The 23886-nt window shown below is 72.3% G+C and carries 19 protein-coding genes; 15 read left to right on the forward strand and 4 right to left on the reverse strand.

What is annotated here, in order from left to right; all coding sequences use genetic code 11:
* The first annotated feature begins 6 nt into the window (after positions 1-6).
* From J3P38_RS16675 to J3P38_RS16705, 7 genes are all read left to right on the forward strand, one after another.
* On the forward strand, positions 7-693 hold the full coding sequence (locus tag J3P38_RS16675; protein ID WP_210440108.1) for a DUF6498-containing protein: 687 nt from the start codon (positions 7-9) through the stop codon (positions 691-693).
* A 73-nt stretch (positions 694-766) separates the two neighbouring features.
* Positions 767-1999, forward strand: a complete 1233-nt coding sequence (locus J3P38_RS16680; protein WP_210440110.1) for an MFS transporter — start codon at positions 767-769, stop codon at positions 1997-1999.
* Positions 2000-2193: 194 nt separating this feature from the next.
* Positions 2194-2355, forward strand: a complete 162-nt coding sequence (locus J3P38_RS16685; RefSeq protein ID WP_210440112.1) for a hypothetical protein — start codon at positions 2194-2196, stop codon at positions 2353-2355.
* A gap of 81 nt (positions 2356-2436) precedes the next feature.
* The gene (gene trpS / locus J3P38_RS16690) at positions 2437-3465 is read left to right on the forward strand and encodes a tryptophan--tRNA ligase (protein WP_210440113.1); all 1029 of its coding nucleotides are present in this window, start codon (positions 2437-2439) and stop codon (positions 3463-3465) included.
* A 1-nt stretch (position 3466) separates the two neighbouring features.
* On the forward strand, positions 3467-3973 hold the full coding sequence (locus J3P38_RS16695) for a 2'-5' RNA ligase family protein (protein WP_210504433.1): 507 nt from the start codon (positions 3467-3469) through the stop codon (positions 3971-3973).
* Between the two features lie 3 nt (positions 3974-3976).
* Entirely contained in the window at positions 3977-5047 is a 1071-nt protein-coding gene (locus J3P38_RS16700; RefSeq protein WP_307807969.1) for a YihY/virulence factor BrkB family protein, read from the forward strand.
* A 378-nt stretch (positions 5048-5425) separates the two neighbouring features.
* A complete protein-coding gene (locus tag J3P38_RS16705) occupies positions 5426-6454 on the forward strand; it encodes a hypothetical protein (protein ID WP_210504434.1) in 1029 nt (342 codons plus the stop codon).
* 673 nt (positions 6455-7127) lie between these two features.
* On the opposite strand, the gene J3P38_RS16710 is transcribed toward J3P38_RS16705, so the two are convergent.
* Genes J3P38_RS16710 through J3P38_RS16720 form a run of 3 tightly spaced genes read right to left on the reverse strand, consistent with a single transcriptional unit; the run spans position 7128 to position 10655 of the window.
* Positions 7128-7871, reverse strand: coding sequence for a succinate dehydrogenase/fumarate reductase iron-sulfur subunit (locus J3P38_RS16710; RefSeq protein ID WP_210504435.1), 744 nt, complete (start codon positions 7869-7871; stop codon positions 7128-7130).
* Complete coding sequence (locus J3P38_RS16715) at positions 7868-9907, reverse strand: fumarate reductase/succinate dehydrogenase flavoprotein subunit (protein WP_374222519.1); 2040 nt, start codon at positions 9905-9907, stop codon at positions 7868-7870. Before J3P38_RS16715 ends, J3P38_RS16710 begins: the two co-directional genes overlap by 4 nt.
* 19 nt (positions 9908-9926) lie before the next feature.
* Positions 9927-10655 carry a succinate dehydrogenase cytochrome b subunit gene (locus tag J3P38_RS16720; protein ID WP_307807970.1) on the reverse strand — a complete coding sequence of 243 codons (729 nt, stop codon included), beginning with the start codon at positions 10653-10655 and terminating at the stop codon, positions 9927-9929.
* A gap of 143 nt (positions 10656-10798) precedes the next feature.
* On the opposite strand from J3P38_RS16720, the gene J3P38_RS16725 reads away from it, so the two are divergent.
* From J3P38_RS16725 to J3P38_RS16760, 8 genes are all read left to right on the forward strand, one after another.
* On the forward strand, positions 10799-11620 hold the full coding sequence (locus J3P38_RS16725) for a hypothetical protein (RefSeq protein WP_210504436.1): 822 nt from the start codon (positions 10799-10801) through the stop codon (positions 11618-11620).
* The gene (locus J3P38_RS16730; protein WP_246856402.1) at positions 11620-13476 is read left to right on the forward strand and encodes a fumarate reductase/succinate dehydrogenase flavoprotein subunit; all 1857 of its coding nucleotides are present in this window, start codon (positions 11620-11622) and stop codon (positions 13474-13476) included. Before J3P38_RS16725 ends, J3P38_RS16730 begins: the two co-directional genes overlap by 1 nt.
* 10 nt (positions 13477-13486) lie before the next feature.
* Positions 13487-14263, forward strand: a complete 777-nt coding sequence (locus J3P38_RS16735; RefSeq protein ID WP_210504437.1) for a succinate dehydrogenase/fumarate reductase iron-sulfur subunit — start codon at positions 13487-13489, stop codon at positions 14261-14263.
* Between the two features lies 1 nt (position 14264).
* The gene (locus J3P38_RS16740; protein ID WP_210440123.1) at positions 14265-15014 is read left to right on the forward strand and encodes a glycoside hydrolase family 16 protein; all 750 of its coding nucleotides are present in this window, start codon (positions 14265-14267) and stop codon (positions 15012-15014) included.
* A gap of 1361 nt (positions 15015-16375) precedes the next feature.
* Entirely contained in the window at positions 16376-18211 is a 1836-nt protein-coding gene (locus J3P38_RS16745) for a methylmalonyl-CoA mutase family protein (RefSeq protein ID WP_210504438.1), read from the forward strand.
* Positions 18208-20376 (forward strand): methylmalonyl-CoA mutase, encoded by a 2169-nt coding sequence (gene scpA / locus J3P38_RS16750; protein ID WP_210440129.1) that lies wholly within the window; start codon positions 18208-18210, stop codon positions 20374-20376. The genes J3P38_RS16745 and scpA overlap by 4 nt, the downstream gene beginning before the upstream one ends.
* On the forward strand, positions 20376-21365 hold the full coding sequence (meaB, locus tag J3P38_RS16755) for a methylmalonyl Co-A mutase-associated GTPase MeaB (protein WP_210440131.1): 990 nt from the start codon (positions 20376-20378) through the stop codon (positions 21363-21365). Before scpA ends, meaB begins: the two co-directional genes overlap by 1 nt.
* Before the next feature lie 12 nt (positions 21366-21377).
* Positions 21378-22565 carry an amidohydrolase gene (locus tag J3P38_RS16760; RefSeq protein ID WP_210440133.1) on the forward strand — a complete coding sequence of 396 codons (1188 nt, stop codon included), beginning with the start codon at positions 21378-21380 and terminating at the stop codon, positions 22563-22565.
* Between the two features lie 8 nt (positions 22566-22573).
* Here J3P38_RS16760 and J3P38_RS16765 read toward each other — a convergent pair whose 3' ends face one another.
* Positions 22574-23749, reverse strand: coding sequence for a sensor histidine kinase (locus J3P38_RS16765; RefSeq protein WP_210440135.1), 1176 nt, complete (start codon positions 23747-23749; stop codon positions 22574-22576).
* Positions 23750-23886: the final 137 nt, after the last annotated feature.

Raw genomic sequence — 23886 nt, forward strand, 5'->3', positions numbered from 1 at the left:
ACGCACATGGTCACGGGAGAGCAGGGGCTGCCGCGCGCGCCCCTGCTCTCCTCGCTCTCCCTGGTCGCCGGCAACCTGTCCCCGCTGTGGGCGGTGCGGGCCGGTCACATGTCCGTCGGCGACGTGTTCGTCACCTACTGGATCGAGAACCTCGCCTACTGGGTCATCACCATCGTCAAGGTGCGCACCGCGCGCGGCCCCGGTGCGGCGAGCCGGGTCCGGATGACCGTCAACGGCAAGCCGGTGGACGCGTCACGTCCGGGCGCGCTGGCGTCCTTCTTCGCCTTCCACTACGGCATCTTCACCCTCGTCCACGGGGTGTTCGCCTTCGCGCTGGCGTTCCTCGCCGGCGGCGAGCTGCACCCGGCGACGTGGGTGCTCGCAGGCCTCGCGCTGGCGCTCAGCCACCTCGGCTCGCTCTGGCTCAACTGGTTCGACGGCGGCGAGCGCTGGCGTGTCTCGCCCGCCACGGCGATGTGGCAGCCCTACCCGCGGATGCTCGTGCTGCACGTCGCCATCATCGTGGGATTCGGGCTCACCCTGCGCTCCGTGGGCTCCGCCGACGCCCCGAGCGGACTCGAGGAGCTGGCCCCGGTGCTGCTCCTGCTCGGCTCGAAGACCGTCGTGGACCTCGGCCTGCACCTGTGGGAACGCCGACGCGCCGGCTCGCCCGCCGCCGCCGCGGCCGCGTGATCTCGGCCACGAACGGGGCGACCGCCGGGTCCCACGGGAACAAAACCGGTCCCGCCGGCCCTTGCGGGAGGTGATGACCACGACTGCCGAGACCCCCGCCCCGCCCGTCCCCGACCTCGACGTCCCGTCGGTCACCGCCCGGCACTTCGCCCTCGCGGTCCTCGCCCTCGCGATGGGCGGCTTCGCGATCGGCACCACCGAGTTCGTGACGATGGGCCTGCTGCCGCAGATCTCGGCGGGTGTCAACGTCTCCATCCCCACGGGCGGCCACGTGATCTCGGCGTACGCCGTGGGCGTGGTGGTCGGCGCACCCGTGCTGGCGTTCCTCGGTGCCCGCCTGCCGCGCCGGGCGCTCCTCGTCGCGCTGATGGCGGCCTTCGCCGCCGGCAACGGGCTGAGCGCGCTCGCCACGTCGTACGAGCAGCTCATGGTGGCGCGCTTCGCCGCCGGCCTGCCGCACGGGGCGTACTTCGGCGTGGCCTCGCTCGTCGCGGCCAGCATGGCGCGGCCCTCGCGCAAGGGCCGCGCGGTCTCGCAGGTGATGCTCGGGCTGTCCGTGGCCAACGTGATCGGCGTGCCGGCCGCGACCGTGCTGGGCCAGGAGCTCGGCTGGCGTGCGGCGTTCTGGACGGCGTCCGGGCTCGCGTTGCTGACGCTCGCGCTGGTGGCCTGGTTCGTCCCCTCCGTCGCAGGCGACGGCGAGGCGAGCGGCCGCCGCGAGCTCGCCGCCTTCCGGCTCCCGCAGGTGTGGCTGACGCTGCTGGCCGGCGCGATCGGCTTCGGCGGGATGTTCGCCGTCTACACCTACATCGCCCCGGTCGTCACCGACGTGGGCGGGCTGGGGGAGCGGTCCGTGGCCGTCTTCCTGCTGTCGTTCGGGCTCGGCATGGTCGCCGGCACCTGGCTGGCCGGGATCATGGCCGACTGGTCGATCTTCCGCTCGCTGATCATCGGCGGCACCGGCATGGCTGCCACGATGCTGGCCTTCTGGCTCACCGCGCCGCACGGGTGGGCCGCGCTGCCGGTGGTGTTCCTCGTGACCACCCTGGGGTCGGTCCTCGTGGTCAACCTGCAGCTGCGCCTGATGGACGTCGCAGGCGACGCCCAGACCCTCGGTGCCGCGTTGAACCACGCCTCGCTCAACATCGCCAACGCCCTCGGCGCCTGGCTCGGCGGCCTCGTGATCGCCGCCGGCTGGGGCCTGCGCGCCCCCGCGCTGGTGGGCCTGGCGCTGTCGCTGGCAGGCGTGGCCGTCCTGCTGGTCTCCGCGCGGCTGCACGTCCGCGAGCAGGACGCCACGGCCTGACCCCGGCGCCGTTCCCCACCGGGAGCGGCCGTCCGGATCCGTCTCGGGCGCGGGCGAGCGGTCGTGACGTGCCAGTGATTTCCGTGCATGTTGCGTGGAGTTAACACGGGCGGAACTCTTGTGTAGCGCGCGTTTGTAACGATCCAATCCATGACGGGTGGACCAGCCACCCGCAATCTTCCGGAGGGGGAGTCATGGTGGACGAGAACAAGATCGCGGCCGAGATGGAGCGTCGCCGGCAGTTGGCCGACCGCAACGTCGCCGACGTGGTGAGCCTGCTGGAGCGCCGCCAGGAGCTGCGCGGGATCTACCCCGCGGCGGACCTCGTCGCCGAGAACGTCGGCTGGGTCGTCTGAGGGGCTGGCCCGCCTACCGGTCGCACCGCTCCCCCCGGACCCCGTCGAGCAGCGGGCGGGGGCGGTGAGAGACTGGGCCGCATGTCGACCACGCCCGCCACGCGTCCGCGGGTCCTCTCCGGCATCCAGCCGACGGCGGACTCGTTCCATCTCGGGAACTACCTCGGTGCGCTGCGTCAGTGGGTGGCGCTGCAGGAGGAGTTCGAGCCGTTCTACTTCATCGCCGACCTCCACTCGATCACCGTGGAGCAGGACCCCAAGGTGCTGCGGGAGCGGACGCTCGTGTCGGTGGCCCAGCTCGTCGCCGCGGGCGTCGACCCGGCCCGCGCCACGATCTTCGTGCAGAGCCAGGTCCCCGCGCACACGCAGGCCGGCTGGGTGCTGCAGTGCCTCACCGGCTTCGGCGAGGCCCGGCGGATGACGCAGTTCAAGGACAAGTCCGCCAAGGCCGGTGAGGGCGCCGCGAGCGTCGGGCTGTTCACCTACCCGATCCTCCAGGCCGCCGACATCCTGCTCTACCGGCCGCAGTACGTCCCCGTCGGCGAGGACCAGCGCCAGCACCTGGAGCTCACCCGCGACCTCGCCAACCGGTTCAACCACCGGTACAAGAAGACGTTCCGGCCGCCGGAGCCCTACATCCTCGAGTCGACGGCCAAGATCTACGACCTGCAGATCCCCGAGAAGCAGATGTCGAAGTCGATCGGCGGCCAGGGCTGCGTGTGGGTGCTCGACGAGCCGCAGGTGCTCACCAAGAAGTTCCGGTCCGCGGTGACCGACTCCGAGACCGAGATCCGCTTCGACCGGGAGGCCAAGCCGGGCGTGAGCAACCTGCTCACCATCCACTCGGCCCTGTCGGGGGAGAAGGTCGAGGCCCTCGTCTCGGCGTTCGAGGGCCGCGGCTACGGCGACCTCAAGTCCGAGGTGGCCGAGGTCGTCCTCCAGACCCTGACGCCACTGCGCGAGCGCACGCGCGAGCTCCTCGACGACCGCACCGAGCTCGAGCGGATCCTGGCGCAGGGAGCGGAGCGCGCGGGTGCCGTGGCGGCGGCGACGCTGGGCGACGTCTACGACCGCGTCGGCTTCCTGCCCGCGGCTGCCCGGGACCGGTGACGTGCCGACCATCGGCGTGGCCATCGCGATCCCCGAGCCGTGGGCGAGCGAGCTCCAGGACTACCGCACCGGGATCGGGGACGCCACGGCGGCGCAGATCCCCACCCACATCACGCTGATCCCGCCCACCGAGGTCTCCGACGACCTCGACGAGGTGACGGCGCACCTCGCCGAGGCCGCCAGCACCGTGGCGCCGTTCGACATCCACCTCCGCGGCACCGGCACGTTCCGCCCGGTCTCGCCGGTCGTGTTCGTCACCGTGGCGGAGGGGATCTCCTCCTGCGAGATGCTGGCGGGCGCGGTGCGCCGGGGGCCGCTCGCGGTCGACCTGCACTTCCCCTACCACCCGCACGTGACCATCGCGCACCACCTCGACGACCGCACGCTGGACCGGGCCTTCGAGGAGCTCGCCGACTTCGAGTGCCGTTTCACCGTCGGCTCCTTCAGCCTCTACGTCCACGACGAGCACGCCGGCTGGCGGCCCACCCACCGGTACGAGCTGGGCTGAGCGGTGTCCGTCGTCTCCGCAGCCAAGACCCGGCTGGCGCGCGTGCGCGAGCGCCGGCCGTTCATCGACCACGTGGTGCGGATGGTCGAGCACTACGGCGACGTCAACGGCAGCGCCCTCGCCGCCGCGGTGACGTACTTCGCGTTCCTCTCGTTCTTCCCGCTCCTGGCGCTGTCCTTCGCCGTCATCGGGTACGTCTCGCGGGCCTACCCCAACGCCGACGAGGACCTCGTGACGGCGATCAACGACGTGCTCCCCGGCATCATCGGCAACGGAGAGGGCCAGCTCCCGCTGTCGACGTTCCAGGACAACGCGCCCGGCATCCTCAGCGTCGGCATCCTGGTGGCCCTCTACTCCGGGCTCGGCTGGCTGTCCGGGATGCGCACCGCGATCGTCGCCGTCTTCGAGGAGCCGGAGCGCGAGCAGCCGAGCTTCGTCGTCGGCAAGGTGCGTGACCTGCTGGCGCTGATGACCCTCGGGTCGGTGCTCATCGTCAGCGTGGCGGTGTCGGGTGTCGCCACGAAGGTGGCCACCCCGATCCTCGACGCGCTGGGGCTGGGCCTGGGCGCGGAGCCGCTGCTGTGGCTGCTGGCGCTGGCGCTCGGCCTCGCCGCCAGCACCGTGCTCTTCTTCTCGTTCTTCAAGGTGCTGGCCGCCCCCGACGTGCCGAGCCGCTCCCTGTGGTCCGGCGCCGTGCTCGGCGCCGTGGCGTTCGAGCTGCTGAAGCAGCTGTCGACGTTCCTGCTGCAGGGCACGCGCGAGCAGCCGGCCGTCCAGGCCTTCGGGATCGCCCTGATCCTCGTCGTCTGGATCAACTACTTCTCCCGCGTCGTGGTCTACTCCGCCGCCTTCGCGCACACCTCGCCCGAGGCCCGCGCGGCCCGGGAGGCGCGGATGGTCGCCGACCAGATGCCCGAGGGCCCGCAGATCGACCTCGCGGCCGCGGCCGCCGGCGTACGCCAGCCGTCGTCGGGATCCGCCGCGTCCCCGTCCGCCTCGCCGAGGGCGGCCTTCGCCGCCGGCGCGGGGGCGATGCTGGGGCTGGTGGCGCTCGTACGCCGGCGCCGCCCCTGACCGTCCCTCGGGCGGTGCGTGGCGCATGTTCTGCGCTCTCGGAAGCTGTCTCACGCACCGCTGGGGTGGCGGTCCGCCGTCGAGCGGTGCGTGGTGCAGGTTCTCGGGCGCAAGAAGCTGCATCACCCACCGCCGGGGTGGCGGTCCGCGGTCGAGCGGTGAATGGGGCAGGTGCTGCGCGCTCGAAAGCTGTCTCACGCACCGCCGGGGTGGCGGTCCGCGGTCGAGCGGTGCGTGGTGCAGGTTCTCGGCCGCGAAAAGCTGCGTCACACACCGCCCCGTTGGGGGTCCGCGGTCGAGCGGTGCCTGGTGCACGTCTTTCGGCCGCGAAAAGCTGCGTCACACACCGCTCGAGGTGGCGGAGGCTGGCCCGCAGCCGTGCACAGCACGATCCCGCTGGGGGTCGTCCACAGGGCCGCAACGGAGGGCTGGGTCCGCGACCGCGACCCGTGGCCTCATGGCGGCGTGCTCGAGATCCCCGACGACTTTCGCGCTCGCCCCTTTCATCGCTCCGAGGCGCTCGCCGGCGGCCTCACGCGCGGCGTCCTGCAGGGTCGCCGGTTCCGCCGCCTGCACGAAGCGGTCTACTGCCACGTCGACCACCAGCCGTCGTTCGAGGACCGGATCGCCGCCGCCCGACTCGCCCTGCCGGTGGAGGCGCTCACCACGGGCATCACCCGCATCCAGGAGCTCGGGATCGACGTCGGTCCGCGGGCGCCGCTCCACTTCGTCGTGGAGGGCGATCTCCACCTCACGCTGCACGACGTCTTCCTGCACCGGACGGTGAAGGCGCCACCGAACGACGGCACGAGCGTGGCTCCGGAGGCGGCACTCCTGGCCTGGTGCGCCGAGGCTCGGATGATCGACGCCATCGCTGTCGGGTGCGAGCTGCTCCGGCTCGGGTTGCTCGACCTCGACCTGCTCGACCGGCTCCTCGTCGAGGAGAGTTGGCGACGCGGCGTCGCCGAGACGTCGTACGTCCTGCCCTTCCTCGACGACCGGTGCCGCTCGCTCCCCGAAGCGGAGCTGCTGGCGTACGTCGTGGCTGCCGCCCTCCCCACTCCCGACGTCAACCGTGCGATCGAGCTGGCGCCCGGTGTCGAGGTGACACCCGACCAGTGGTTCGGCTCCTGGCGGGTCGCTGTGGAGTACGAGGGCAGCCGGCACCAGGAGGACCGGGCTCAGTACAACGCCGACATCGACCGGTACGCCGCCTACCGCCGGCACGGGGTGGCGTACGAGCTGGTCACCAGGGAGCGGCTGCGTTCGCCGAGGTCTGTCGTCCGGACGATCCATCGCACCCTGGTCGGACGCGGCTACGCGGGGCCGCCGCCGGACTTCGGCGCAGCCTGGGAGGCGCTGTTCCGACCGTTGGCGACCGGCGCGCGACCGCGTACGCCGCGGTAGCGGTGCGTGGCACAGGTTCTGGCGCTCGGAAAGGTGTCTCACGCACCGCCGGGGCAGCGACCGAGGGAGGGGCGGTGCGTGGGGCAGGTTCTGGCGCTCGGAAAGGTGTCTCACGCACCGCCGGGGCAGCGACCGGGGGAGGAGCGGCGCGTGGGGCAGGTTCTGGCGCTCGGAAAGGTGTCTCACGCACCGCCGGGGCAGCGACCGCGGGAGGAGCGGTGCGCGGCACAGGTCCTGGCGCGCGGAAACCTGTCTCACGCACCGCCGGGGCAGCGACCGGGGGAGGAGCGGTGTGTGGGGCAGGTCCTGGCGCTCGGAAAGGTGTCTCACGCACCGCCGGGGCAGCGACCGGGGGAGGAGCGGTGTGTGGGGCAGGTCCTGGCGCTCGGAAAGCTGTGTCACGCACCGCCGGGGCGGCGCCGGGCGCGGAGCGGTGCGTGGGGCAGGTTCTGGCGCGCGGAAACCTGTCTCACGCACCGCCGGGGCAGCGACCGGGGGAGGAGCGGTGCGTGGGGCAGGTTCTGGCGCTCGAAAACCTGCGTCACGCACCGCCGCGGCACCCACCGCCGGGGCACCGACCCCCGGGCGAGCGACCGGCCCGGAAGCCGACGGACCCCGGAGACGCGACGAGGGCCGGGGAAAGCACCCCGGCCCTCGTTCGTCGTACGTCGGCTCAGTGACCGTGGCGGATCGCCGTGCGCAGGTCCTTGTTGAGCTGCGAGATCACGTCGAGCGGGATCTCCTTGGGGCAGGCGGCGGTGCAGGAACCGATGTTGGTGCAGCCACCGAAGCCCTCGTGGTCGTGCTGCGCGACCATGTTGACCACGCGCTCGTCGCGCTCGGGCTGGCCCTGGGGGAGCAGGCCGAGGTGGGTCACCTTGGCGCCCATGAACAGCGAGGCCGAGCCGTTGGGGCACGCCGCGACGCAGGCGCCGCACTGGATGCAGGTGGCGACGTTGAAAGCGCGGTCGGCGTCGTCCTTCGGCACGGGCACCGAGTGCGCCTCGGGGGCGGAGCCGGTGTTGACCGAGACGTAGCCGCCGGCCTGGACGATGCGGTCGAGCGCGCCGCGGTCGACTACCAGGTCCTTGACGACCGGGAAGGCGTCGGAGCGCCACGGCTCGATGGTGATCGTCTCGCCGTCCTTGAAGGACCGCATGTGCAGCTGGCAGGTCGTGGTGACCTCGGGGCCGTGCGCGTAGCCGTTGATCATCAGCCCGCACGTGCCGCAGATGCCCTCGCGACAGTCGGAGTCGAACGCGATCGGCTCCTCGCCCCGGTCGTTGAGCTGCTCGTTGAGCACGTCGAGCATCTCGAGGAACGACATGTCGGGCGAGACGTCGGCCAGCTCGTAGGTGTGCATCGCGCCCTTGGACGCGGCGTCCGGCTGGCGCCAGATCTTCAGGGTCAGGTTCACTTGTAGCTCCGCTGCTTCATCTCGATGGCGGTGTAGACCAGGTCTTCCTTGTGCAGGATCGGCTTCTCGTCGAGGCCGGCCCACTCCCATGCCGCGACGTAGGCGAACTCCTCGTCGTGGCGCAGCGCCTCGCCGTCCTCGGTCTGCGACTCGGCGCGGAAGTGGCCGCCGCAGGACTCGCGCCGGTTGAGGGCGTCGATGCACATGAGCTCGCCGAGCTCGAAGAAGTCGGCCACGCGGCCGGCCTTCTCCAGCGACTGGTTGAGGGACTCGGACGTGCCGAGCACCTTGACGTTGCGGTAGAAGTCGTCGCGCAGGCCGCGGATGAGGTCGATCGCCTTCTTGAGGCCGTCCTCGCTGCGCTCCATGCCGCAGTACTCCCACATGATGTTGCCCAGCTCGCGGTGGTACGAGTCCACGCTGCGGTTGCCGTTCACGGTGAGGAAGTGCTCGATCCGCTGCTTCACCGAGTCCCGCGCCTCCACGACGGCCGGGTGGTCCTCGCTGATCGGCTCGAAGGGGCCGTCGGCGAGGTAGTCGCGGATCGTGTGGGGCAGCACGAAGTAGCCGTCGGCCAGCCCCTGCATCAGCGCCGACGCGCCGAGGCGGTTGGCGCCGTGGTCGGAGAAGTTCGCCTCGCCGGTCACGAACAGGCCGGGGATCGTCGACTGGAGGTCGTAGTCGACCCACAGCCCGCCCATGACGTAGTGCACCGCGGGGTAGATCCGCATCGGCACCGAGTAGGGGTCCTCGCCCGTGATCCGGGCGTACATGTCGAAGAGGTTGCCGTACTTGGACCTCACCGCGTCGAGGCCGAGGCGGTCGATGGCGTCCGCGAAGTCGAGGTAGACGCCGCGGCGCACGCCGTCGACCTCGGGACCGACGCCGCGACCCTCGTCGCAGACGTTCTTGGCCGCCCGCGAGGCGATGTCGCGCGGCACCAGGTTGCCGAAGGAGGGGTAGATGCGCTCCAGGTAGTAGTCGCGGTCCTCCTCGGGGATGTCGCGCGGGTCCTTGTCGCAGTCGGCCTGGTTCTTCGGGACCCAGATGCGGCCGTCGTTGCGCAGCGACTCCGACATCAGCGTCAGCTTCGACTGGTGCGAGCCGGAGACCGGGATGCAGGTCGGGTGGATCTGCGTGTAGCAGGGGTTCGCCATGTAGGCGCCCTTGCGGTGGGCGCGCCACGCGGCGGTGACGTTGGAGCCCATCGCGTTCGTCGACAGGTAGAACACGTTGCCGTAGCCGCCGGAGGCGATGACGACGACGTCGGCGAGGTGGGTCTCCACGGCGCCGGTGACCATGTCGCGGGCGATGATGCCGCGGGCCTTGCCGTCGACGACGACCAGCTCGAGCATCTCGTGCCGGGCGTACATCGTCACCGTGCCGGCAGCCACCTGGCGCTCCATCGCCTGGTAGGCGCCGATCAGCAGCTGCTGGCCCGTCTGCCCGCGGGCGTAGAAGGTGCGCGACACCTGGACGCCGCCGAACGAGCGGTTGTCGAGCAGGCCGCCGTACTCACGGGCGAACGGGACGCCCTGCGCGACGCACTGGTCGATGATGTTCGTGCTGACCTCGGCCAGGCGGTAGACGTTGGACTCGCGCGAGCGGTAGTCGCCGCCCTTGACGGTGTCGTAGAAGAGGCGGTGGACGGAGTCGCCGTCCTCCTTGTAGTTCTTCGCCGCGTTGATGCCGCCCTGCGCGGCGATCGAGTGGGCCCGGCGCGGGGAGTCCTGGTAGCAGAACGTCTTGACGACGTAGCCCGCCTCGCCCAGCGTCGCCGCGGCCGAGGCGCCGGCCAGGCCGGTCCCGACAATGATGACGGAGAGCTTGCGACGGTTGGCCGGGTTGACCAGGCGGGCCTCGAACTTGCGGTTCTGCCACCGCTCGGAGATCGGGCCGTCGGGGGCCTTCATGTCGACCAGCGGGTCGCCGGGGGTGTAGTAGTCGATGGCGTCGTCGTAGTCGCCGTCGATCGCGCCCGTGGCCGAGGCCTCCGTCGAGGTGACGGTGTCGGGCATGTCCATGTCGTGGCTCATGTGCGGGGGACCCCTTGGGTTACTTGGTGATGATGCCGGCGAGGACGGCGAGCGGGACGAGGGAGTAGCCGACCGACACGACCAGCGCGGTCACGAAGCCGATGGTCTTCGCACGGCGGCGCTTGGTGGCGGTGCCGGTCCAGCCGAGGGTCTGCGCGGCGCTCCAGATGCCGTGGTGCAGGTGGGCGCCGAGGGCCAGCATCGCGACGAGGTAGATGACCGTCATCCACCACACGTCGAAGGTGTCGACCATCAGGTTGTAGGGGTCGTTCGTGGCCCCGCCCTGGGGGTTCACCTTGCCGATCGTGAAGTTCAGCAGGTGCCACACCAGGAAGACCAGGATCGTCACGCCGCCCCAGCGCATCATCAGGCTGGCCCGGGTGACGCCGGAGTTCTTCTTCTGGACGTACTTCGTGGTGCGGGCCCGCGCGGCGCGACGCCAGAGCAGGACGCCGGTGACCACGTGCACGACGAGCGAGATGATGAGGCCGAGGCGGAGGATCCACAGCGCCCCTTCGTGCGGCAGCAGCGGCTCGCCCAGCTCGCGCAGGTGGTGCGCGTACTCGTTGAACGCGTCGTGCCCGCCGAAGGCCTTGAGGTTGCCGTACATGTGCGCGAGCACGAACCCCACGAAGAGGAAGCCGCTGACCGCCATGGCGAGCTTCAGCGCGACGGTGGTGCGCGAGGCCCGCGCGCCCTTCACCAGAGTGGGACCGGACGGGCGGGAGGCGTTGAGTTGGGTTGCCACTCCTTCACCGTATATCTCGGCCCGCGCGTAGCACGCCCCGAGGGCGTGTGAGGTTCGTCCGGGCGCGCCCTCTTCCGCTGCGGTGTGACGCACGCCATAGTCGGACTCGCCGCGACCCGCACCGGAGGAACCACGGAGGACGCATGGCAACGACCGACCACGGCGTAACCAGTCCGGGTCGCGCGCACATCGAGGAGCGCACGCTGCGGCGCGACCGTTGGTGGCTCCAGCCGCTGACGACCTTCGTGGTGTTCTCCGCGTTCGTCGTCTACGCGACGGTCCGGGCGTTTCTGGGCCGCGACTACTACGCCTCGCCGTACCTCTCGCCGTTCTACTCGCCGTGCCTGGGCGACTGCGTCGCCGGGGCGTCGGACTTCGGGCAGCCGTTCGCGTGGTGGCCGCTGTCCGCAGCCCTGATCATCCTCGTCTTCCCGCTGGGCTTCCGGATGACCTGCTACTACTACCGCAAGGCCTACTACCGGGCGTTCTGGATGAGCCCGCCGGCCTGCGGCGTCGCGGAGCCGCACCGCTCGTACTCGGGCGAGACCCGCTTCCCGCTCCTCCTGCAGAACGTCCACCGCTGGTTCTGGTACGCCGCCGTGCTGGTCGGCGCGGTGCTGACGTTCGACGTGGTCCTGGCCTTCCGGCCGATGCCGGCGCAGTACGCCGTGGGCGACGGCGAGACCAGCGGGGTTCACATGGGGCTGGGCACGCTGCTGATGCTCGTCAACGTCGTCCTGATCTGGCTCTACACCCTGTCGTGCCACTCGTGCCGCCACATCGTGGGCGGCCGGCTGCGGCACTTCTCGCAGCACCCCGTGCGCTACCGGCTGTGGACGTGGGTCTCGCGGCTCAACGAGAGCCACGGCAGGTGGGCCTGGTACTCGCTGTTCTCCGTCGCCATCGTCGACCTCTACATCTTCCTGCTCGCCACCGGCACGATCCAGGACGTGAGGTTCTTCTGATGACGCAGACCAGGCATCCGATGACCGGCAACGAGATGTCCTACTACGCCGAGGGCGGCACCGAGCGCCACCGGTACGACGTCGTGGTGGTCGGCGCCGGCGGAGCGGGCCTGCGCGCCGCGATCGCCGCCCACGAGGCGGGCGCGGAGACCGCGATCGTGTGCAAGTCGCTGCTCGGCAAGGCGCACACGGTGATGGCCGAGGGCGGCATCGCGGCGGCGATGGGCAATCGCTGGCCGGAGGACAACTGGCAGGTCCACTTCCGCGACACCATGCGCGGCGGCAAGATGCTCAACCACTGGCGGATGGCGCAGCTGCACGCCCAGGAGGCGCCCGAGCGGGTGCTCGAGCTCGAGGACTGGGGCGCCCTGTTCGACCGCACCGAGGACGGGCTGATCAGCCAGCGCGACTTCGGCGGCCACAGGTACGCCCGGCTCGCGCACGTCGGCGACCGCACCGGCCTCGAGATGATCCGCACGCTGCAGCAGCGAGCGGTGCAGCTCGGCATCGACGTCTTCATGGAGTGCACCGTCACCGAGGTGCTCAAGCAGGACGACCGGGTCGCGGGGGCGTTCGGCTACTGGCGCGAGACCGGTCGCTTCGTGATCATCGAGGCCCCGGCGGTCGTGCTCGCCACGGGCGGCATCGGCAAGTCGTTCAAGGTGACCTCCAACTCGTGGGAGTACACCGGCGACGGCCACGCGCTGGCCCTGCGCGCCGGCGCGAGCCTGATCAACATGGAGTTCGTGCAGTTCCACCCGACCGGCATGGTGTGGCCGCCGTCGGTGAAGGGGCTGCTGGTCACCGAGTCGGTGCGCGGCGACGGCGGCATCCTGCGCAACTCCGAGGGCAAGCGGTTCATGTTCGACTACATCCCCGACTACTTCCGCTCCGAGACCGCCGACTCCGAGGAGGAGGCGGACCGGTGGTACGAGGACAAGAAGAACAATCGCCGTCCGCCGGAGCTCCTGCCGCGCGACGAGGTCGCGCGCGCGATCAACTCCGAGATCAAGGCCGGTCGCGGGTCACCGCACGGCGGCATCTACCTCGACATCGCCAGCCGCCGCGACGCCGACTACATCCGCAAGCGGCTGCCGTCGATGTACCACCAGTTCAAGGAGCTCGCCGACGTCGACATCACGGCGGAGCCGATGGAGATCGGCCCGACGTGCCACTACGTGATGGGCGGCGTCGAGGTCGACCCCGACACCCAGCAGTCGGCAGTGCCCGGCCTGTACGCCGCGGGCGAGGTGAGCGGCGGCATGCACGGCTCCAACCGGCTGGGTGGCAACTCGCTGTCCGACCTGCTCGTCTTCGGCAAGCGCTCCGGCGAGGCCGCGGCGGCGTACGCCGCCTCGGTCCCGCGCCCGAGCGTCGTGGAGGCGGACGTCAGGGCGGCGCAGGCCGGCGCGCTGGCGCCGTTCGAGCCGGCGGCCGCAGCGGGGGCCGCCGAGAACCCCTACACGATCCAGCAGGACCTGCAGCAGGCGATGAACGACCTGGTGGGGATCATCCGCACCGGGGTCGAGCTCGAGCAGTCGTTGGTGGCGCTCGAGCGGCTCAAGGAGCGCGCGGGCTCGATGGCGGTGGAGGGCCACCGCCAGTACAACCCGGGCTGGCACCTCGCCCTCGACCTGCACAACATGCTGCTCGTCAGCGAGTGCATCGCCAGGGCGGCGCTGGCGCGGCAGGAGTCGCGCGGCGGCCACACCCGCGACGACTTCCCGGGACCCGACCCGGAGTGGGGCGCGAAGAACCTCGTGCTGACGCTCGACACGAGCGGCGACGGCGTGGAGATCGCGGAGAAGCCGCTGCCGGTGATGCCGGACGACCTGCGCGAGCTGTTCGAGGACTGAGGAGAGGGCCATGGGCTACGACCTGAAGATGCGCGTCTGGCGCGGCGACGCCGAGGGCGGTGGGCTCACCGACTACACCGTCGAGGTCTCCGAGGGCGAGGTCGTGCTCGACGCCCTGCACCGCTTGCAGGCCACGCAGACCGGCGACCTGGCGATCCGCTGGAACTGCAAGGCCGGCAAGTGCGGGTCGTGCAGCGCGGAGGTCAACGGCAGGCCGCGGCTGATGTGCATGACCCGGCTGTCGGACTTCGAGGAGTCCGAGACGATCACGGTCACGCCCCTGCGGACCTTCCCCGTCATCCGCGACCTCGTCACCGACGTGTCGTTCAACTACGAGAAGGCCCGCGAGCTGCCGTACGCCGAGCTCGGCCCGCGCGACGCCGACGGCAAGCGCCGGATGATGCAGGTCGACGTCGAGCGGGGCCAGGAGTTCCGCAAGTGCATCGAGTGCTACCTCTGCCAGGACGTGTGCCACGTCGTGCGCGACCACGAGGACAACAAGCAGCACTTCGCCGGGCCGCGGTTCTTCATCCGCTACGCCGAGCTCGACATGCACCCGCTCGACACCCATGATCGGCGCAGGCTGGCGCAGGAGGCAGCCGGCCTCGGGATGTGCAACATCACCAAGTGCTGCACCGAGGTCTGCCCCGAGGGCATCCACATCACCGACAACGGGATCATCCCGATGAAGGAGCGCGTCGTGGACCGCAGGTACGACCCGTTGGTCTGGCTGGGCAACAAGATCGGCCTGCGCAACAAGGACAACGACGGCCGCACCGAGGTGTGAGGTGCTCCGCGACGACTTCGACGGCGCGGAGCTCGACCGCTCGGTGTGGCTGCCGCACTACCTGCCCGCCTGGAGCTCCCGCGCCGCCACCCGCGCCAGCCACCGGCTCGACGGCGGCCGGCTGGTCCTCGACGTCCCGGTGGACCACCCGCTCTGGTGCCCCGACGACCACACGCCGCCGCTGCGCGTCTCGGGCATCCAGTCGGGCAGCTGGTCGGGACCGGTCGGGAGCACGCGCGGCCAGCAGCGCTTCGCCGAGGGGCTGAGGGTCAAGGAGGAGCAGGAGCGCTTCGAGGGCTGGCTGCCGTCCTCGGGACACGTCGAGATCCGCTGCGCGATGGACCTCTCGCCGCGCTCGATGGCCGCCATGTGGATGTCGGGCTTCGAGGACGACGAGGAGCAGCAGCGCTGCGGCGAGCTCTGCGTCGTCGAGGTGTTCGGCAACGCGGTCGCCGACGGGTCGGCCGAGGTCGGCGTCGGCATCAAGGCGTTCCGCGACCCGGCGCTCACCGAGGACTTCGCGGCCCCTCGGCTCCCCCTCGACGTCTCCGAGCCCCACACCTACGCCGTCGACTGGGACGCGGAGCTCGCCGTCTTCACCGTCGACGGGGTGGAGGTACGACGCTGCCCGCGCCCGCCGACGTACCCGCTCCAGCTGATGGTCGCGGTCTTCGACTTCCCGGAGTGGTCGTCCGGCGACGACGCCCACCTGGTGCCGCGACTGGTCGTCGACCACGTCGCCGGGTGGTAGCTCGCCACCGCGACGACGGGGCCGTGCGCCGCAGGTAGACGTCCGAGGCGCGTGCCACGAGCGGGTGCCGGTCGGCGTGGTGGACGGCCTGCTTGCGCAGCCAGAAGCCGCCGGCCCGGACCTGGCTGCTGAGCACCTCGGCGGGTGTCGGCAACCGGCCCTCGCGATCGACGAACGCGCGCCGGTAGCGGCGGAACAACCGCCCGTGGTCCAGGGCCAGCGACACCAGCGCGGCCTCGGACGCGGCGAGCAGCTCGGCGTCGGTCACGTCGTCGAGGGCGCGGCCGGGGGCGACGACCTCGGGCGGCACGAGGTCGGCCAGGTCGCCGTGCACCGGGACCTCGCGGAGTTCGAGCTCCTCCACCAGCCGCTGGCCGTACGACCTCGCCCACGGCAGGTGCTCCGGCGGCAGCTCGAGTGGGCGTGCCGTGCTGCCGGCGAGGCGGGAGCGGATGCCGGCCTCGATCACGAACCGGTGCTGCGCGGCGTTGAAGCGCTCGCCCACCGCCTCGTTGAGGCGGCGCACCACCTCGAGCTCGGCCGCTCCCAGCGACACGTTGCGGAGGTCCTGCTGCTCGCCGGGCCAACCGGCGGGCAGGTGCACCGCGTCGGCGAAGCGCGCCAGCAGGACGGCACCCGGCGTGCCGCGCGGCGGCACGGTGACCAGCCGGACCCGCTCGGCGGGCACGACCGACCCCCACGTGTCGAGGACGCGGAGCAGGTCGTGGCGCCAGTGGAACGACACGCCATCGCCCGGCGGCGCACCCTCCTGCCCCCGCACCGAGGCCACGAACTCCGCCCAGCTCGTGGTGCCGCCGTTGACGATCGTCTGCTGCCAGGCCGAGACCAGGGTCCGCGCCATGTCGCGGGCGCCGACCACGACGTGCACCTCGTCTCCGGCGAGCGCGCGCACCAGCCGACGCGCCTGCCGTGGCCGCGCCAGCGACAGCTCTTCCTCGGAGACCACCACGGTCGGACCGTCGTGGGCCGACACCAGGTCAACCAGCCGGCCCAGCGCCCCTGCGGACTCGCCGCGCAGCTCGCCGCCCACCCGCTGGCCGAGCAGGTCGTAGGCCGCGAGGCGCTGGGCACGGTGGCCCCCCGGGAAGAGCACCCCCGCGGCCGCGAGCTGGTCGGCCGTGGCCGCGAGGGCCCCCTGGATCGTGGTCGTCCCCGTCTTGTAGAGACCGACGTGGAGGAAGACGTCTGCCATGGCGACGACGCTAGGAACGCGAGCCGGCCCGCACATGGGCCCGGTGTCCCGGCCCTCCGGGAACGTCGGGCAACCGGGCCGGGACGGTGACCTATCCCATAGCCGGCGGCAGTGACCCTCGCCACGCCGCGGGCCTATCCTGCGCTACATGACGGACCCGGACGGCGGCCCCGACGCCGACCTCGACGGCAGGCTCGAGGGCGGCCTCGACGAGCCCGCGGAGCTGCAGCCCGCCGCGGGCACGTTGCGGCTCGTCGGCGACGGCGACGCCTACGACGTCTCGGCGTGGGAGGCGGCCGCCGCCGCGGTCCTGCGCAAGGCGCGGCGGCTCGGCGACGACGCCCCCGACTCCGAGGTCTGGGCGGCGCTCACCCGGACGACGCTCGACGGCATCGCGGTCCCGCCGATCGGCCAGCCGGCCGACCTCGACCGCCTCACCACCGCCGGGCGCCCGCAGCGCGTGGGCGCGTGGGACGTGCGCACGCCGCTCGTCGGGGACGACGCGGCCGCGGTCAACGAGGCGGCCCTGGTCGACCTGGACAACGGCGCCACCTCGCTCCACCTCGACCTCGCCCGGACCGTCGACCTGTCCGCCGCGCTCGACGGCGTGCTGCTCGACCTCGCCGCGGTGAGCCTGGAGCGGCCCGACGCCGAGCAGTCCGAGGCGCTCGCGCGACTGCTGGACGCCGTTCCCGGCGACCCCCACCCGGGCACGAACCTCTCCGCGGACCCCGCCACCGCCGAGGTGTTCGGCCACCGGGTCGCCGACGACGGCCGGGGCCCCTTCGAGTCCTTCGTCGAGACCGTGCGCCGCGCACAGCGGCTGGGCGTGCTCGGGGCGGTCGTCGACGGCACCGCCCTGCACGACCGGGGCGCCAGCGACGGGCAGGAGCTGGGCTGGACGATGGCCGTCGGCGTGCACTACCTGCGGGTGCTGACCCGGGCCGGGTTCCCCGTCGACGAGGCGGCCTCCCTGCTGGAGTTCCGCTACGCCGCCACCGACGAGCAGCTCCCGACGATCGCCAAGCTTCGCGCGGCCCGCCGGCTGTGGGCGCGCGTGCTCGAGGCGAGTGGCGCCGACCACGTGCCGCAGCGGCAGCACGTGGTCACGAGCCGCCCGATGATGGGCAGGTACGACCCCTGGGTGAACATGCTGCGCACCACCGTCGCCGCCTTCGCCGCCGGCGTCGGCGGGGCCGACGCGATCACCGTCGTCCCCTTCGACGAGCGCCTCGGCCGGCCCGACGCCTTCGGCCGCCGGATCGCCCGCAACACCTCCGCCCTCCTCATCGAGGAGTCCCACGTGGCCGCCGTGGCCGACCCCGCCGGCGGCTCCTACGCCGTCGAGCGGCTCACCGACGACCTCGCCGTCGCCGGGTGGGCCGAGCTCGGCCGGATCGAGGCCGACGGCGGGTACGGCGAGCAGGCCGCGGCCGGCGTGCGGGAGCGGGTCCGTGCCGTCAGCGCCGAGCGGGCCCGCGGCATCGCGGACCGCTCGCGCCCCCTGACCGGCATCTCGGAGTTCCCGAACCTCGCCGAGGTGCTGCCCGAGCGCCCGCCGCGGCGCGTGCGCCCGGTGGAGCACTACGCGGCGCCCTACGAGGAGATGCGCGCCGCTCCGGCCGCCCGCCCGGTCTTCCTCGCGACCATGGGTCCCGTCGCGGCGCACACCGCTCGCGCCACCTTCGCGACGAACCTGTTCGCCGCAGGGGGGGTCGCCGTCGAGGCGGCCGGTGCCACCACCGACACCGCCTCCGTGGTCGCGGCCTACGCGGGCCAGAGCGTCGTCTGCCTCGCCGGCACCGACGCGGCCTACGCGGAGTGGGGCGCCGACCTCGTCGCCGCGCTGCGGGCGGCAGGGGCGTCGTACGTCGTGCTGGCCGGTAGGCCGGGGGAGCGGACCGTGACCGACGTCGACGACTCGTGCGCCATGGGGGTCGACGCGCTCGCCTTCCTCGGCCGGGTCCGGAAGGAGCTGTCGTGAGCATCCCGGAGAACTTCGCCGAGGTGGACCTCCGGTCCGACGCCCCGCCGGCGGCCGGCGCCGTCGACGCGGAGCCGTGGAGCAGCCCGGAGGGCATCGACGTGCTGCCGGTCTACGGGCCCGAGCACCTCGAGGGCCTCGACGCGTTGGACACCTGGCCCGGCCTGGCGCCGTTCCTGCGCGGGCCCTACCCGACCATGTACACCACCCAGCCGTGGACGATCCGGCAGTACGCCGGGTTCTCGACCGCCGAGGAGTCCAACGCGTTCTACCGCCGCAACCTCGCGGCCGGCCAGAAGGGCCTGAGCGTCGCCTTCGACCTCGCCACCCACCGCGGCTACGACTCCGACCACCCGCGGGTGCGCGGCGACGTCGGCATGGCGGGCGTGGCCATCGACTCGATCTACGACACCCGCACCCTCTTCGACGGCATCCCGCTCGACGAGATGTCGGTGTCGATGACGATGAACGGCGCGGTGCTGCCGGTGCTCGCGCTCTACATCGCGGCGGCCGAGGAGCAGGGAGTCAGGCCCGAACAGCTCGCGGGGACCATCCAGAACGACATCCTCAAGGAGTTCATGGTCCGCAACACCTACATCTACCCGCCGGCGCCGAGCATGCGGATCATCAGCGACATCTTCGCCTACACCTCGCAGCGGATGCCGCGCTTCAACTCGATCTCGATTTCCGGCTACCACATCCAGGAAGCAGGGGCGACCGCCGACCTCGAGCTCGCCTACACCCTCGCCGACGGCGTGGAGTACATCCGCGCCGGGCTCGGGACGGGGATGACGATCGACCAGTTCGCGCCGCGGCTGTCGTTCTTCTGGGCCATCGGGATGAACTTCTTCATGGAGGTCGCGAAGCTGCGCGCCGCCCGCGCGCTGTGGGCCCGCCTGGTCGACGACTTCGAGCCGCAGAACCCCAGGTCGCGCTCGCTCCGCACGCACAGCCAGACCTCCGGCTGGTCGCTGACCGCGCAGGACGTCTTCAACAACGTCGGCCGCACCTGCATCGAGGCGATGGCCTCGACCCAGGGCCACACGCAGTCGCTGCACACCAACGCGCTCGACGAGGCCATCGCCCTGCCGACGGACTTCTCCGCGCGCATCGCCCGCAACACCCAGCTGCTGCTGCAGCAGGAGAGCGGCACCACGCAGGTGATCGACCCGTGGGCCGGCTCCTACTACGTCGAGAAGCTCACCCACGACCTCGCGGAGCGCGCCTGGGCGCACATCCAGGAGGCCGAGCGCGCCGGCGGCATGGCCGCCGCCATCGAGCAGGGCATCCCGAAGATGCGCATCGAGGAGGCCGCCGCCCGCACCCAGGCGCGCATCGACGCAGGCGTGCAGAAGGTCATCGGCGTCAACACCTATCGCCTCGCCGCCGAGGACCGGCTCGACGTGCTGCGCGTGGACAACGACGACGTCTACCGGCAGCAGGTCGCCAAGCTGGAGCGGCTGCGTGCCGAGCGCGACGACGACGCCGTACGCCGCTCGCTCGAGGCGCTGACCGCCAGCGCCGAGCGCGGTCCGGTCGGCGGCGGCTCCCTCGAGGGCAACCTCCTCGCGCTCGCCGTCGACGCCGCTCGCGCCAAGGCCACGGTCGGTGAGATCTCCGACGCGCTGGAGAAGGTCTACGGCCGCCACCAGGCGGTGATCCGTACGATCAGCGGCGTGTACCGCGAGGAGGCAGGGGCCCCGGAGGGCTCCGCCGTCGCCGCCGTGCTGGCCGCGACGGAGGAGTTCGAGGCCGAGGAGGGTCGCCGCCCGCGCATCCTCGTCGCGAAGATGGGCCAGGACGGCCACGACCGCGGCCAGAAGGTCGTGGTCACCGCCTTCGCCGACCTGGGTTTCGACGTCGACGTGGGGCCGTTGTTCTCCACGCCCGAGGAGGTCGCCCAGCAGGCGATCGACGCCGACGTGCACATCGTCGGCGTCTCGTCGCTGGCCGCCGGCCACCTCACCCTCCTGCCTGCGCTCAAGCAGGCGCTGGCCGACCAGGGCCGGCCCGACATCATGGTCGTCATCGGCGGCGTCATCCCGCCCGACGACGTGCCGGTGCTGAAGGAGATGGGCGCGGCGGCGGTGTTCCTGCCGGGCACCGTCATCGCGGAGTCCGCGCTCGACCTGCTGACGCGGCTGCGGGACGAGCACTCCGCCTGATGGCCCGGCCCGTGGACGTGGCGGCGCTGGTCGAGGGTGTCCGCCTCGGCCGGCGGGCGGACGTCTCGCGCGCCATCACCCTGGTCGAGTCCTCGCGCGTCGAGCACCGCGCCGCCGCGCGCGAGCTGCTCACCGAGCTCGCCGCGACCGGACTCCCGCCGGCGACCCGGGTGGGCGTCTCCGGGGTCCCCGGAGTGGGCAAGTCGACCTTCATCGAGGGCCTCGGCACCCGGCTGACGGCGGCGGGGCACCGCGTCGGCGTCCTCGCCGTGGACCCGTCGTCGGTGCGCACCGGCGGCTCCGTGCTCGGTGACAAGACCCGGATGGCCGCGCTGTCGGTCGACCCGTCGGCGTTCATCCGGCCCTCGCCCTCGGCCGGCACGCTCGGCGGCGTCGCGCGCGCGACGGCCCAGGCGATGCTGGTGCTCGAGGCCGCCGGCTACGACGTGGTGCTGGTCGAGACGGTCGGCGTCGGCCAGTCGGAGGTCACCGTCGCCGGCATGGTCGACACCTTCCTGCTCCTCACGATCGCGCGCACCGGTGACCAGCTCCAGGGCATCAAGAAGGGCATCCTCGAGATCGCCGACGTAGTCGCGGTCAACAAGGCCGACGGCGACCACGAGGCGGACGCCCGGGTCGCCGCGCGCGAGCTCGCCGGGGCCCTGCGACTGGTGCGCGGCCATGCCGAGTGGGCGCCTTCGGTCGTCACCTGCTCCGGCCTCACGGGGGCCGGCATCGACGACGTGTGGCAGCGCGTCGGAGCCCACCGCGACCACCTCGGGGCCGACGGCCTGGCCCGCAAGCGGGCGGGGCAGCAGCTCGACTTCACGTGGGCGCTGGTGCGCGACGAGCTCGACCAGCGGCTGCGGTCCTCGCCCGGCGTCGCGGCCGTGCGCGACGACGTACGGCAGGCGGTGCTGTCCGGCGAGCTCCCGGCGCCGCTGGCCGCGGACCGGATCCTGGCCGCCTTCGACGGGGCCGGCACCTAGACTGGGTCGGTCATGCCGAATCAGCTCCCCGCCACGTCCGTCATCGCCGAGACCGTCGACAAGTACGCCGACGAGCTCGTCGCGCTCCGCCGCGACCTCCACGCCCACCCGGAGCTGAGCTGGGCCGAGGAGCGCACCTCCGACGTGGTGGTGTCCGCGCTGGAGGGCGCCGGCTGGGCGATCACCCGGCCCGAGGGCGGCGGCGTGCTCGCCGAGATCGGCCACGACGGCCCGCTCGTGGCGCTGCGCGCCGACCTCGACGCGCTGCCGGTCGACGACCTGATCTCCGACCCGTGGCGGAGCACCAACCCCGGAGTGGCCCACGCCTGCGGGCACGACGTCCACACCGCCGGCCTCGTCGGCGCGGGGCTCGCGCTGGCGGAGGTGGCGACCCGCGGGCTGCTGACGGGCCGCGTCCGGCTGCTGTTCCAGCCGGCCGAGGAGGTCATGCCCGGCGGCGCGCTGCACCTGATCTCCTCCGGCGCGCTGGAGGGCGTGTCGCACGTCTTCGGCCTGCACTGCGACCCGAGCCTGGACGTCGGCCGGGTCGGCCTCCGCGAGGGCCCCCTCACCGGTGCCGCCGACGCGCTCACCGTGCGGCTCATCGGCAAGGGCGGGCACACCTCGCGCCCGCACCTCACCGAGGACCTCACCTTCGCGCTCGGCAAGGTGATCACCGAGCTCCCCGCGATCCTCAGCCGCCGCCTGGACCCCCGCGCCGGCGTCAGCGTGGTGTGGGGCATGGTCCGGGCGGGCTCGGCCCACAACGTCATCCCGCACGGCGGTGTCGTCGCGGGCACCGTCCGGATGCTCGACGCTGTCGCGTGGGCCGACGCTGAGCACCTCATCCGCCAGCTGATCACCTCGATCGTCGCGCCCTACAGCGTGACCGCCGAGGTGACCTACCAGCGGGGCGTGCCGCCGGTGGTCAACCACCCGGTCTCGACGTCGCTGCTCGGCATCGGGGTGGAGAACGTCCTCGGGCCGCACGGCCACGTCTCGACGCTCCAGAGCCTCGGCGGCGAGGACTTCGGCTGGTACCTCGACTCGGTCCCCGGCGCGATGGCCCGCCTCGGCACGCGCACGCCCGGCGGCCCGACGTACGACCTGCACCAGGGCAACCTGCGCGTCGACGAGGCGGCCACCGGGATCGCGGCGCGGGTGCTCGCCGAGGCGGCGGTGACGGCCCTCAGCGTCTGAGGGCCCGGTCAGTCGGTCGGCGACGGCGGCTCGTCGCCGGGCTGCACGAGCGGCAGCCTGAACGTGAAGGTGCTGCCCTCCCCGAGGACGGAGGACACCTCGAGGCGCGCGTCCATGAGGTCGGCGAGCTGGCGGCAGATGGCCAGGCCGAGCCCGATGCCCTGGTCCTGGCCGGCGTACTGCGGATCGGCCTGCGTGAACGGCTCGAACAGGGCGTGCAGGCGGTCCGGCGCGATGCCGATGCCGGAGTCGGTCACGGTGAAGTCCAGCCAGGTGCCGGCGCCGGGTGCCGGCTCGGGCTGCGACGTGACCCGGACGTCGACGGTGCCCTGCTCGGTGAACTTGATGGCGTTCTGGACGAGGTTGGTCACGACCTGGGTGATGCGCAGGGCGTCGCCCACCGCCGTCGCCGGCACGGACCCGTCCACCTCGAAGGACGCGACGAGGCCGCGGTCCTCGGCCGAGGGGACGGCCCACTCGGCCACGTCGGCGACCAGGGCGCGCACGTCGAACGGAGCATGCGTCAGCACCGTGCGGTGGGCCTCCAGGCCCGAGAACTCCAGGATGTCGTTGACCAGGTGCAGCAGCCGCTGGCTGGAGCGGCGCACCATCTGCGCGTAGTGGTCGGGCTCGGGCTCCAGCTCGGCGTCCAGCAGCAGGTCCGTGGCTCCCACCAGCACGGCCAGGGGAGTGCGGATCTCGTGGCTGACCGTCGCCAGGAACAGGCTCTTGGCGGCGTTGGCCTCCTCGAGCTCGCGCAGCACCCGCTTCGACTCGGTGATGTCCTCGGTGATGCCGTGCAGGCCGACGACCTCGCCGCAGACCACGACCGGTATCGCGGTGCACCGGATGTGGACGACCTCCCCGTCGGCGCGCAGGACCCGGGCCTCCTCGACCTGGGGCTCGCCGGCGAGGGCCCGGTCGAAGCCGGCCTGGATGATGTGCACGTCGTCGGGGTGGATGACCTCCGAGAAGTGCGTCTGCCTCATCTGCTCGAGGGTGAGGCCGGTCATCGCGAGCGCGCGGGGGTTGGCGTCGGTGTAGTAGCCGCGGCGGTCCACCGAGTAGGCGGCGTGGGGGTGGTGGGAGAACATCGAGGCGTAGCGCTCGACGCCCTGTGACAGGGCGTTCTCGCCGAGCGACGCCTTCGCCCGGTCCGCAGGGCCGGGCCGGTCATCGTGCATCTGAACCCTCCGAGTGTCGGCGCCGCACCGTCCGGCCCGGGCTCCCGTCGCCGGCCGGCGGCCTCCAGTACAACACGGTGCCCCTTCCCCGGGCGGGGCCCGGGTGGGCCCGGGGTGAGGCTCGGGCCGGGGTGGCG

The sequence above is a fragment of the Nocardioides xinjiangensis genome (assembly GCF_017916455.1).
GTDB classification, from domain to species: Bacteria; Actinomycetota; Actinomycetes; order Propionibacteriales; family Nocardioidaceae; genus Nocardioides; species Nocardioides xinjiangensis.

Coding starts and splice junctions, on each gene's coding strand:
- J3P38_RS16675 (WP_210440108.1), top strand. CDS start 7: ATGGTCACGGGAGAGCAGGGGCTGCCGCGCGCGCCCCTGCTCTCCTCG.
- J3P38_RS16680 (WP_210440110.1), top strand. CDS start 767: ATGACCACGACTGCCGAGACCCCCGCCCCGCCCGTCCCCGACCTCGAC.
- J3P38_RS16685 (WP_210440112.1), top strand. CDS start 2,194: ATGGTGGACGAGAACAAGATCGCGGCCGAGATGGAGCGTCGCCGGCAG.
- trpS (WP_210440113.1), top strand. CDS start 2,437: ATGTCGACCACGCCCGCCACGCGTCCGCGGGTCCTCTCCGGCATCCAG.
- J3P38_RS16715 (WP_374222519.1), bottom strand. CDS start 9,907: ATGAGCCACGACATGGACATGCCCGACACCGTCACCTCGACGGAGGCC.
- J3P38_RS16725 (WP_210504436.1), top strand. CDS start 10,799: ATGGCAACGACCGACCACGGCGTAACCAGTCCGGGTCGCGCGCACATC.
- J3P38_RS16730 (WP_246856402.1), top strand. CDS start 11,620: ATGACGCAGACCAGGCATCCGATGACCGGCAACGAGATGTCCTACTAC.
- J3P38_RS16735 (WP_210504437.1), top strand. CDS start 13,487: ATGGGCTACGACCTGAAGATGCGCGTCTGGCGCGGCGACGCCGAGGGC.
- J3P38_RS16745 (WP_210504438.1), top strand. CDS start 16,376: ATGACGGACCCGGACGGCGGCCCCGACGCCGACCTCGACGGCAGGCTC.
- meaB (WP_210440131.1), top strand. CDS start 20,376: ATGGCCCGGCCCGTGGACGTGGCGGCGCTGGTCGAGGGTGTCCGCCTC.
- J3P38_RS16760 (WP_210440133.1), top strand. CDS start 21,378: ATGCCGAATCAGCTCCCCGCCACGTCCGTCATCGCCGAGACCGTCGAC.
- J3P38_RS16765 (WP_210440135.1), bottom strand. CDS start 23,749: ATGCACGATGACCGGCCCGGCCCTGCGGACCGGGCGAAGGCGTCGCTC.